The sequence below is a fragment of the Butyrivibrio sp. genome, from assembly GCF_024699075.1.
In genome coordinates this window covers 1-12,236 of the sequence record NZ_JAILQF010000075.1, presented here as the reverse complement: position 1 = coordinate 12,236, position 12,236 = coordinate 1, and the positions used below count along the sequence as shown (strand labels likewise).

Annotated in this window: 9 protein-coding genes; 1 reads left to right on the top strand and 8 read right to left on the bottom strand. The window is 40.1% G+C overall.

The genetic code is table 11. The annotated features are described in order from the left end of the window. Window positions 1–41: 41 nt before the first annotated feature. Together K6G87_RS02800 and K6G87_RS02795 are read right to left on the bottom strand one after the other, a co-directional pair. Window positions 42–1,712, bottom strand: a complete 1,671-nt coding sequence (locus tag K6G87_RS02800; protein WP_296833599.1) for a formate--tetrahydrofolate ligase — start codon at window positions 1,710–1,712, stop codon at window positions 42–44. A gap of 116 nt (window positions 1,713–1,828) precedes the next feature. After that, on the bottom strand, window positions 1,829–4,960 hold the full coding sequence (locus K6G87_RS02795) for an FtsK/SpoIIIE family DNA translocase (protein ID WP_296833596.1): 3,132 nt from the start codon (window positions 4,958–4,960) through the stop codon (window positions 1,829–1,831). A gap of 140 nt (window positions 4,961–5,100) precedes the next feature. Here K6G87_RS02795 and K6G87_RS02790 point away from each other — a divergent pair, with 140 nt between their 5' ends. Next, window positions 5,101–5,676 (top strand): hypothetical protein, encoded by a 576-nt coding sequence (locus K6G87_RS02790; RefSeq protein ID WP_296833593.1) that lies wholly within the window; start codon window positions 5,101–5,103, stop codon window positions 5,674–5,676. Window positions 5,677–5,794: 118 nt separating this feature from the next. On the opposite strand, the gene proB is transcribed toward K6G87_RS02790, so the two are convergent. The 6 genes from proB to K6G87_RS02760 form a co-directional block, all read right to left on the bottom strand. Next, window positions 5,795–6,592, bottom strand: a complete 798-nt coding sequence (proB, locus tag K6G87_RS02785) for a glutamate 5-kinase (RefSeq protein ID WP_296833590.1) — start codon at window positions 6,590–6,592, stop codon at window positions 5,795–5,797. 323 nt (window positions 6,593–6,915) lie between these two features. Then, window positions 6,916–8,229 (bottom strand): flagellar hook protein FlgE, encoded by a 1,314-nt coding sequence (locus K6G87_RS02780; RefSeq protein ID WP_296833587.1) that lies wholly within the window; start codon window positions 8,227–8,229, stop codon window positions 6,916–6,918. Between the two features lie 373 nt (window positions 8,230–8,602). Then, entirely contained in the window at window positions 8,603–9,721 is a 1,119-nt protein-coding gene (glgD, locus tag K6G87_RS02775) for a glucose-1-phosphate adenylyltransferase subunit GlgD (protein WP_296833584.1), read from the bottom strand. Beyond that, a complete protein-coding gene (locus K6G87_RS02770) occupies window positions 9,714–10,865 on the bottom strand; it encodes a glucose-1-phosphate adenylyltransferase (protein ID WP_296833581.1) in 1,152 nt (383 codons plus the stop codon). The genes glgD and K6G87_RS02770 overlap by 8 nt, the downstream gene beginning before the upstream one ends. Before the next feature lie 32 nt (window positions 10,866–10,897). Further along, entirely contained in the window at window positions 10,898–11,167 is a 270-nt protein-coding gene (locus K6G87_RS02765) for a hypothetical protein (RefSeq protein WP_296833579.1), read from the bottom strand. A 205-nt stretch (window positions 11,168–11,372) separates the two neighbouring features. Beyond that, window positions 11,373–12,203, bottom strand: coding sequence for an MYG1 family protein (locus K6G87_RS02760; RefSeq protein ID WP_296833576.1), 831 nt, complete (start codon window positions 12,201–12,203; stop codon window positions 11,373–11,375). Window positions 12,204–12,236 lie beyond the last annotated feature (33 nt).

Sequence of the window (12,236 nt, the reverse complement as noted above, 5' to 3'; positions counted from 1 at the left end):
ATATTTTTTTCATCTTTTCCCATACTAATAAAATATAATTATTAGAACAGTCCTGTAATTTTGCCGTTTTCATCGACATCTATATCAAATGCTGCCGGTCTCTTTGGAAGACCAGGCATAGTCATAATAGAGCCTGTCATAGCTACAACAAAGCCAGCTCCTGCTGATACATATGCTTCTCTAACGGTAATCTTGAAATCCTTAGGTCTTCCAAGGGCCTTCTGATCATCAGAAAGTGAATACTGAGTCTTGGCCATACATACAGGAAGATTACCAAATCCAAGCTCTGTTATCTTCTGAAGCTGTCTTGCAGCTGCCTGTGTATATATTACACCGTCTGCTCCGTAGATTTTAGTAGAAACTGCTTCTATCTTATCTGTAAGTGACATATCAAGCGGATAGATAGGTGCATAGTTGCTCTTTTTGTTGTTAAGAGTATTCATTACCATGCGGGCAAGCTCTTCGCCACCTTCTCCGCCTTTAGCCCATACTTCTGAAAGAGCAAAGTCGCAGTCACGATCGTTACAGAACTGTCTTACATAAGAAATTTCAGCTTCTGTATCAGATGTAAATGAGTTAAGGGTTACAACAACCGGAACTCCATACTGCTGAAGGTTCTCGATGTGCTTCTCAAGGTTCACGATACCTTTTTTGAGTGCATCAAGATTCTCAACAGAAAGCTGATCCTTAGGTACTCCGCCATTATATTTCAAAGCTCTTATTGTTGCAACAAGAACGACTGCATCAGGTTTAAGACCTGCCTGACGGCACTTGATGTCAAGGAACTTCTCAGCTCCAAGGTCAGCACCAAAGCCTGCTTCTGTAATAGCAACATCAGCAAGTCTGAGTGCTGCATTAGTAGCACGAACAGAGTTACATCCGTGTGCTATATTAGCAAATGGTCCGCCATGAATGATAACTGGTGTATGCTCAAGTGTCTGTACAAGGTTAGGTTTAATGGCATCCTTTAAAAGTGCTGCCATAGAACCAACTGCATTAAGATCCTTGGCTGTAACAGGCTTTCCATCATATGTATAAGCTACTATGATACGTCCAAGTCTTTCCTTGAGATCACTTATATCATTGGCAAGACAGAACGCAGCCATTACCTCAGTAGCAACTGTAATAGCAAAATGATCTTCTCTTACAAAGCCATCAGCCTTGGCACCAAGACCTACAACAACATTTCGAAGACTTCTGTCGTTAAGATCCATACATCTCTTCCATACTACCTGTCTTGTATCAATACCAAGTTCATTGCCCTGCTGGATGTGATTATCAAGAAGTGCTGCAAGAAGGTTGTTAGCAGATGTTATTGCATGGAAATCCCCTGTAAAGTGAAGATTGATATCTTCCATAGGAACACACTGTGCATATCCGCCGCCTGCTGCTCCTCCTTTAATTCCAAAGCAAGGTCCAAGTGATGGCTCACGGAGAGCTGCAACAGTCTTAACTCCGATCCTGTTAAGAGCATCAGCAAGTCCTATACTTGTAGTAGTCTTGCCTTCTCCTGCAGGTGTAGGGTTAATAGCAGTAACAAGAACCAGTTTGCCGGCTGGCTTGTCCTTTAATCCCTGAAGGAATTCCTCTGTGATCTTGGCCTTGTATTTACCATAAGGCTCGATATCATCTTCTGTCATTCCTACCTTTGCTGCTATTTCCTTAATTGGTAACTTAACCGCTTCCTGTGCTATCTCAATGTCTGTTTTCATAAAGCTCCTCCTTATTAATTGCAATTGACCACATCAACTTTAGACCTGGCTTTCTATAAATATATGTCATATCCTTCAGGTAATCAATCCAATATTTAAAACTTATGAATCATATTTTACCTTTGACTATTTAATAAAGCCTCGAACTCATCCTTGGTCATTAAAACCTTCCTTGGCTTTGTGCCCTCTTCTTCTCCAACTACTCCTGCTTCACAAAGCTGGTCCATAATGCGGGCAGCTCTGTTAAAACCAATCTTGAATACTCTTTGAAGATTACCTATTGATGCCTTTTCTTTGTCTATAATGAATCTTCCTGCATCAGCAAAATACTCATCTCTATCAGGACCAGAACCCTGTCCGTTGCCATCTGATGAAGAAGCTCCTGACTGTCCTTCCATTTTCTGAACAGCTTCCTGGATCTCTGTGTCATAAGTATCATCTGCTGAGTCTTTTTTAAGGAAGTCTGTTACTCGGCTTATCTCACCATCTGAGACGAAAGCGCCCTGAAGTCTTACAGGCTTACTTACGCTCTGAGGATAAAAGAGCATATCACCTTTTCCAAGAAGCTTTTCAGCACCAACCATGTCCAGGATGGTACGGCTGTCTGTACCACTTGAAACAGCAAATGCTATTCGGCTCGGCATATTGGCCTTGATAAGACCTGTTATAACATCTACAGAAGGACGCTGGGTTGCGATAACAAGGTGAATACCGCAGGCTCTTGCAAGCTGGGCAAGACGACATATTGCTTCTTCTACTTCATTAGCAGATACCATCATAAGGTCTGCAAGCTCATCTACTATGATAATGATCTTAGGAAGCTTTTTAAGGCTGTCATCTTCTGCCATATGAGCTTCTACATATTCGTTATAACCTTTAAGATCTCTAACTTCTGCATCGGCAAAATATTTATATCTTCTTGTCATCTCCGCAACAGCCCAGTTAAGTGCTGCAGCAGCCTTCTTGGGATCTGTGACAACAGGGATAAGAAGATGAGGTATGCCATTATATACAGAAAGCTCTACAACCTTAGGGTCTATCATTATCATTCTGACATCTTCAGGCTTAGCCTTATATATGATAGATAAGACCATGGTATTAATACATACTGACTTACCTGAACCTGTCGCACCTGCAATAAGTACATGAGGCATCTTGGCTATATCTGTTACGATTGTCTTGCCGCCTATATCTTTGCCGACAGCAAATGACAGATCAGCCTTGGACTCTTTGAATTCTCTTGATTCCAGGAGTTCTCTAAGTGACACTGTAACATTCTCTTTATTAGGAACCTCAATACCTACAGCGGCTTTACCGGGAATAGGTGCTTCTATTCTGATATCAGTAGCTGCAAGATTGAGTTTTATATCATCCTGAAGATTTACAATCTTAGAAACCTTGACACCTACTTCAGGCTGAAGTTCATATCTTGTAACTGTAGGACCCTGGCTTATGTCAGTTATAGTAACATTTACTCCGAAGGTCTTAAGAGTCTTTTCAAGTTTAGCAGCAGTCTGCTTCAAAACCTTGGCAGAATCAGCATTTTTATTGCCCATACTGGGATTCAAGAGATTTGTAGGCGGGAATTTATACTTTTTAGGCGGCTTTGCTGCATTTTGTGTTGCAGCCTTGGCAGTCATGCTTCCCTGACTTGTATCTGCAGAAGTGCCTTCAAAAGCCGGCCTTTTTGCAGCGCTTTCTCTGCCAACCTGGTCCTTAGGAGACGTGCCATTTGAATAGCTTATCTCTCCTGGCATATATGAAGGTTCTTTGGCCATTGAATCTATTTTCTGAGTATTTCTTGATGCTGAAACATGATCCTGACCATAGATAACATATCCTTCTTCAGATATTCCATTACCATAATCCTTGCCATCTGAATGGATCAGGATATCATCATTTGAAGCCTCATCTTCAGCTTCTTCTGACAGACGGGCTGTTAGCTTACCGGTAAATCTGTGCTGACCGTCAGATTCTACCATGGTCTCCATCTGAGCACTCTTAAGATCAGTACCTGCATATATTTCAGCACTTTGTCTAGGCGCCTTTTCATATGAGCCCTGCGCCTGTTCAAATGAACTCTGAGCCTTCTCAAATGAGCCCTGCGCCTGTTCAGATGAATCCTGCATCCTCTCTTCTGCATTATGTGATGCCTCTTCCTGCATCTTCTCCATTCCCATCGCATTAAAGGTTATCTCATGAATATCATCATGAACCTCTGAATTATCAGGAACATAGAAAGAGGTGTGGATCCTTGGCTCAAAATCAGATGTTTCAGGATAATCCTGAATCTCTTCATCAGTATCTTGTGTTTCATCAAAGTACTCCTGAACATCAGAAGTATTGTCTTTATCTTCAAAATCGCCACTTGCTCTTAGATCAGTATTGGTATCAACACCTGATACATAGTGATCCATTCTAAGGATCTTCTCATCCTCCTGTTGCTGGATTAGGAGCTCTTTTTCTCTTCTTGCCTCTTCTCTTCTTTCTTCGATACGCATTCTGCGCTCGCGAACCTGCTCCTGGTAAAGGGCTGCATCTTCAGCTGCCTTCTCCTTAAGGATATGTGTACCCTTTCTTACTCCCTTAATAAGAGACTTCTCTGTAAGGACTACAACACAGATAGCTGCTGCAACAAAGAGAATGAGAACAGTACCTATGAGAGAGAAAGTCTTGATAAGAAGAAAAGCTAAAGAGCCAAACAAAACTCCACCACCGTTACGTCCTGTAGCAGCATTTTCATATATTCCGGATACGCTGAAAGCAGCTACATAGGGACGGCCTACTGCAATGTCGAATACTACGCCAAGAATAATAGCAAGGCCAATACAAGCTAGAATCTTGCGCACAGCAGGAGCACTTCCGTGGTTGGATATGTAAAATACAACCATCCCGCCCACAAGCAAAGGCATAATATAAGCAAGTAACCCGAAAAGGCCGAACATGATCTTACTTAAAAAGCCGCCAAAAGCTCCAAGCAAACCGAAGTTACACAGGAAAAGAGCAATTGCCACAGCTATAAGGACAATTGCAGTTATCTCACTTTTAAGAGCATATCCAAGATCATCTTGTTCTTCGTACATCCTGGCATCTATATAATTTTCTTTGGATACATTTCTAGATACAGATCTCTTACTACCGGTACCGGCGCTTTTCTTACTGGAAGACTTCCTTGAAGATGAAGTTCTTGACGCCCTACTTTCTTCAGAAGATCTGGTCTTTCTAACACTGGAATTTGAACCTGACATATTCTCCCCGACCCTTGATAAAAGACTTTTTGTTTTCTTTTAAGTATACCATTTTAGAATGGTTTATGCTATACTTTATGCGGTGCCGTATTTGACACAGTATAATTGGTTGTAACATATAGAAAGCAGGAGTAACACTAATGGAATTTAAACAGGTTATGGACTCAGGGTCCTTCAAACAAGTAGGTAACGATACTTCCTCATTCAAGATCAAAGATGTTGCTGAGAAATGCAGACTCCTTCAGACTGATAACGGTCTTAAGGTAGACTTCAACTATACAGGCCCTAATGCCAGCAGCTATCTTCAGTATGTAGAGAAACACAGAGAAGAGCTCACTGAATATCTTCTTAATCCTGATGTAGCTGATTATTATGAGTGGCTTGAACTGAGCCATCAGACACCTATTACATTAAAGAAACACGAGAAAGAATCTCTCATTCTTTATGTAACCTTTGATCCTGATACCAAGATAATGGAAGCAGGTATTTCAGATGATAACATTACAATGAAGCTTGGTGCTCCACTTATTCACCTCGAGATCGAAACAATGACAAGAGACGAATTCAAGCTCAGCATCTTTAACATGCTTCTTCTTGCAGATGAGATCGCTGTAGGAATGGGCAATGAGAATCTTCGCAAGATGGCCAATATCGAAATGGTAAAGACATATCTTGCTGAGATCTATGATAAGTATACAGAGCTTCCTAATCAGTAATTATTTTTAGATAATGCAAAATACAGCCGGCTGGCGGGATATCCGCTGACCGGCTGTTTTTATTTCATTCTGAATTATATGACTTTATTTGTATCCGATGATTTTAATATCTGAAAGTTTACTTTTTCCCTACAAAAAGAGTACCGACAATTTTTTTATCAAGGATATCATATATCTGTTCAGGCCTTTGACCATTAATTATAAGAACATCGATTCCCCTGCTTGTAGCAAGCTCTGCTGCATCCATCTTGGTGATCATTCCGCCTGTTCCTCTGTTGGAGCCGGATTCTCCTGCTCTGTTACGAAGCTCTTCATCTATATTCTCTACCCTGCTGATAAGCTTTGCATCAGGATTGTTCTTAGGATTGGAGTCATAAAGACCGTCTATATCTGAAAGTATTATAAGCTTTGCTGCCTCACAGAATACTGCAACAACAGCAGATAACATATCATTATCGGAAAAGAGCTTTTGATCAGACTCAATCTCAGCATGGCTTATGGAGTCATTCTCATTGATAATAGGAATAATATGGTTTTCAAGAAGTGCATTTAAGGTATTGGTAAGATTCTCTCTTCTTTCAGGATTCTGTACATCTTCATTACTAAGAAGTATCTGTCCTACAAGCCTTCCATACTCTCCAAAAAGTTTGTCATAAAGATGCATAAGTTCAAGCTGACCAACAGCAGCTGCTGCCTGCTTAAGTCCCAGATCCTTAGGCTTTTGTTGAAGACGCATCTTGCCTGCACCTACAGCTATAGCTCCTGAACTTACAAGGACAAGATCATAACCCATATTCTCAACTGCAGAAAGAGCCCTGCACAAATGATCAAGCTGTCTTATATTGATATCTCCATTGTCATTTGTAATTGTAGAAGTTCCTACTTTTACTACTATTCTCTTCTTTGAAAGTGCCATCTTTAAAAGCTTCTCCTTACTATTTGATTAGGCAGGTTAAAACGCAAGATGTGATTGTATGTGTTAAAACCACAACATGTAATTCCATGTACCAATTTCTTAACTATTATAATTAGTTTAGTCCTTGCCTGCAATCAAGTTCTGCATAAAAATACAGAATATGCACATATTATTCTGTACATATCCTGTATTATAAGTCATTTTGTACTTATTATATGATCAAAACCAATCACCCTTTAAGGATAAAGTTTCAATCAAAGATATGAGGCAACAGGAATTAAGTTTTCCCATTGACCATCTTAAGCGGCAGATGACTATGATCATTACTGCTTCAGATTCTTAAGTTCACTGAGCATTGTATCTGATGTTGTGATAACTCTGCTATTAGCCTGGAATGCTCTCTGAGCTGTAATCATTCTTGTAAACTCATCAGACAGATCAACATTACTTGCTTCAAGAACACCTGTACTAATATAGCCTCCATCTACATCAACAGGTGCGATATTAGGATCACCTGATGCATTTGATGCTGAATACAGGTTGTTACCTTCATTTACAAGACCTGTAGCATTAAGGAATGTTGCTGTAGCCATCTGAGCAAGAAGCCTTGTATCACCATTTGTATACTTGGCATATATTTTGCCATCCTTCTGGACTGAAATTCCGGACATGATGCCATTTTCCTGTCCTTCACCATTACCATCGCCATCGCCTCTTGATGTTGCAAGAGTTGTAACACCATTTGAATTGTAATTGGTAGTACCGCTTACATCTATGGTAATAGCCACGCCTGCAACTGTCACTACTGCTGTACCTGCGCTTGTAAGTGTACCATCTGATGGGCTATAAGTAAGTTCAATCTCCTGCTCTTCAAAATCAACCGCATCACCATTCGAATCCGTAACTCCTGTAAGAGTCAGAAGATAGGTACTTTCATCATCATCTCCTGCATCTGTAAGTGAGAAGTTAAGATTGTAAGACTCGTATCCATCATCTCCAGGAATAAGTGCAGCAGCTGAAACGCCACGTCCCACGTCTGTATAAATAGCTGAATCCATCTTGTCTACATTACCTTTTACAGTAATATAAGTAGTCGGCTCTCCGGCTGATTCTTCAATATCAGGACCCATGAGCATTATCTTGCCTATAGCTCCATCTGTATCTACTGTCGCTCCATCAGCAGATTCCCAGCCAAGTACATAGTAACCAAGAGAAGCTGTTACCAGATATCCTTCATCATCTGCCGCATCTCCTATCTCATTGATCTCACCATCAACATAGAAGTTACCATCTCTTGTATAGTACTGATTAGTACCATCAGTTACTACAAAGAAGGAATCTCCTGTGATCATCATATTAAAAGGAGCAGACGTAGTAAGCGCCGATCCCTGTGTTGTAATATTAGTATCAATAGCAGCAACCATGCCGCCAAGACCTACCTGGATTGGATTTATTGAACCTCTGGTATCTGAAGGGCCAGAAGCATTGGATTTACTCTGATAGAGAATATCAGAAAAATTAGTTGCCTGTGATTTGTAAGCATTGGTATTAACATTGGCTATGTTATTACCAATTACATCCATCTCTGTCTGATGGATATTAAGTCCTGAGACCGCTGAGTATAAAGACCTAAGCATAAAACCTCTTTTCCTGGTATCACACATTCCGTTATGTACGGAATAATTCTTCCCTGAATATACTGCGAATAGCCATTTGGATATCAGTGCGGTCATCCTTGAATGCACCTATATACTTCAGTCTATATATCGGCATGCCCCATCAAATAATTAACCAGACTTTTGGATAGAGAAAATTATATGATCCCTTGGGATATGTATATTCGTGGAAGTTGATATGAGATTTTCTTGTCTTAAAAATCTAATATCAACTTCCACGAATATACCAAATCTCCAAGGGATCATTATAAATTTCCTTATGCAAAATCCAGTAATTGTATTTGTATACAGCACTCAATCATGCATCAAAAGCGATTCCTCATTAAGCAAAAGCTTAGATTGTGTCCATTCTTCTGATGTAGCCCGGTTCGTTTTCGGGGCATACGAGATTCTGTCTGGCTGTGATCTTGGCCCACTTATCAACTACCATATTTTCAATGCGAACGCCCTCTTCGATCACAGAATGTCCCATGATGATGCAGTTACGTACAATTGCGCCCTTCCTTATCTCAACACCACGTCCAATGATCGAGTTTTCTACATTACCCTCGATGATACATCCATTAGCGACCATGGTCTTTTTAACAGATGAAGATGCTCTATACTGAACAGGACAAGAGTCTGTTGTATGAGTATAGATAGGCCAGTTATCTGAGAAGAGGCTCTCTGTCTTATCAAGATTAAGTAGTTCCATGTTAGCTTCATAATAAGCTCTGAAATCTGTGATTGCTGCAAAGTATCCCTTATGCTGAACGCCTCTTATATCAAGATTTTCAGACTCGGCATCGATTATATTTGTAAGTCTGGCTATTGCAGAAAGCTTTCTGGCTTTTTTGAGAAGCTCTATAAACAGATCCTTGTGCATAACATATGTATCCATGAAGATATTCTTATCTGCAGCAGTACATGTATTTATGCGCATAGATTTAAAGCCCTTTTGTCTGTTAAGGTCAAGAGTATAACAGTTACGATATGATGTATCTGCATTATTGACCTTGTGATACAAAAGAGTTATATCTGCATTTGAATTGATATGCTCTGTAAGAAGCTTATCATAATCCTGTTTGAATACCATGTAACCGGGAGTAATGATAACATACTTCTGGTGGCATCTCTCTATTGAAGGAAGATTTTCAATATAAGCCTTAACATCAGTATTATATATATCGCTCAGTGCACTCTCGTGACTGAACATCATCTGAAGAAGACCTCTCTTTGAGTTGATGTTGTAGCTACGTCCATTACCAACATGCTCTGCAAGTGATCTTGGATTTTCATTATTAACAAAAAGCTGTATACGCTCAATTCCACTATTTGAAAGGCTTGATACCGGAAAGTCTACAATACGATATCTTCCGAGAAAAGAGAATGCGCTTATAGGTCTGAAATCCTGCAAACCTTCTACTCTCATATAGGTTCCGGCAGGAGCAATTATTCCCAATGCATTAGCCATAGTATTTTCCTCCTTCCTCAATATCATGAGCTACAAGCAAGATGTTATCGCTCTTAGCACTGCCTACTACAGCGCCGTCTCCTATAGTAACTCCATCAGCAACAAGGGCTCTTGTAACCTTTGCTCCTTCTCCAACTACAGCACCTGTCATAAGGACACTATCCTTAACCTTGGCACCTGCTCCTACAATGCTGCTTGTAAAGAGAACCGAATGTTCAACCTTGCCATGAACCTGAACACCCTGAGTGATATAAGCACATCTTACCTCAGCATCTTCTCCGATATACTGAGGAAGCTCTGTAGCATCTTCTGTATAGATCTTCCAGGAACTGTCTCCAAGATCAAGCTCACTTCCCTCTTCGATAAGATCCATGTTAGCTTCCCAAAGAGAATCAATTGTTCCTACATCCTTCCAATACCCTTTGAACTTGTAAGCATACAAAGACTTACCATCATTAAGCATTGTAGGAATGATATCTTTACCAAAATCGTGATTGGAAGTCTTACTGTTCATATCAGCAACAAGCATTCTGCGAAGCTGCTTCCAGGTAAAGATATAAATACCCATGGAAGCAAGATTACTCTTAGGATGAGCAGGCTTTTCTTCAAATTCTACGATGCGGCCGTCATTAGCTGTATTCATGATACCGAATCTGCTTGCTTCCTTCTTGGGAACCTCAATAACTGCGATCGTAGCATCTGCCTTGTTAGCAATATGAGCATCAAGCATCTTGTCATAATTCATCTTATAAATGTGATCACCTGAAAGGATAAGAAGGTATTCAGGTTCATAAGAATCTATAAAATCAATATTCTGTGAGATAGCATCAGCTGTACCTCTATAAACATTAAGGCCACTATCAGCTTTCTCACGGGGAGGCAGGATAAATACACCGCTATCTTTACTATCCAGTCCCCATATTCTTCCTGCACCAGCGTAGCTGTTAAGAAGAATTGATTCATATTGAGTAAGAACACCAACAATATCAATACCACTGTTAGCACAGTTACTAAGTGGAAAATCAATGATTTTGTACTTTCCGCCAAAAGCTACTGCCGGTTTTGCAACCTTGTTGGTAAGATCTTTGAGACGACTTCCTCTTCCTCCAGCAAGTACCATTGCCAGCATATTATTCTTTGCCATAAGTACCTCCCTTTTGATTATTATTTTAGATTTTAGTGATGAGAATTTTTTCCATCTGACAAAAAAGCTTTCATAGGATTAACAGTTCTGGCCATCTGAATAATGGCATCCTTCTGGCTTATCATATACTGTTCCAAAGCTTTAATTTCTTCCTGTGTGAAACCAGTGTTTTTTAGTATCTTCCCCTCAGGAAGCACCCCTTCAGCGGAGCGTTCCTTATCTTCAAAGGTTACGTAGACAACCTTTTGGCCGCTTTTATTCTTGACAGCCCCGGATACAGACATCTTAATTTCATCAGGCATATATTTACTCCCAAATAAAACGCGATGGAAAATTGCGATAATCTATATTCATTTTAAGCCATTCTAAGAGGTGCTTCAAGTAAAAAGCTTGTAATATCGCAACTTTTTAATTATTTCCGGCATGCTTTTTGCCAGATAAAATAAGAAAGCAGAAACCGCCATATGGTAGTTTCTGCTTTCTTATCATTATTCTAAAAAATCGTATTTATGCTTTTACTGCAAGTTCTGCGATCCTGCGTGCATCCTCTATAGTCTTAACCGCGCAAAGGAATCCGGAATTATGGCAGAAAGTTATTCCATCAACACCTGTAACTTTCTGGAGATAATCTGCCGATTTTCCTCTCCAGTCTGCAGGGAAAGGCTTCTTCTCTTCCTCAGTTCCATCAACACGTACAGTCTGTACATTGTAGCCGCCTCTTTCAGATGCATAGATAACATATAAGATATCTGTTCCTTTAACGGCTTCATCCCAGGGAATAGTCTTTGAAAGCTCAAGAACAGGGCCTGAGCAGGCATCCACTTCCTCTTTTACCAGATAATACGCTTTACGATTGGCATTGATCTGTCTGAATTTATTGACAAGGATCTCCTTGGCAACAGCTACTGCTCTCCAGAAAGCCTCATCTCTGTCCTGGTTCTCGATCCAGTCAGGATTAAAGTCGCTTATGATATCACAGATCATCCAGAATGATCCTGTATTATCTGACTTATCGATTGGCTGAATAAAAGTCTCGTCGAATATTACAGCATCTTCTTTGGACATTACAAGTGTTCCAAACTCTTCAAAAAGAAGTCCGAATGCCGCATAAGGGATTCCGTTATCTCTTACTCTTCTATCCTTTTGATGATGATCAAATCTTCCAAGTCCTATATCATATACAAGTCCGTCAAAGTCTTCCGGTACCTGCATAAGTCTTTTAACCTTTATTTCAGGATTAAGTATCTGTATAAAAGCTGTTGAGAAAACGTCATCCGAGTGGAATACGCCTCCATGTGTAATAGCTTCTTTGACTTCATAAATATAATTATTATCCATATTAAACCTTACTACCTTTCATGTTTATGACAA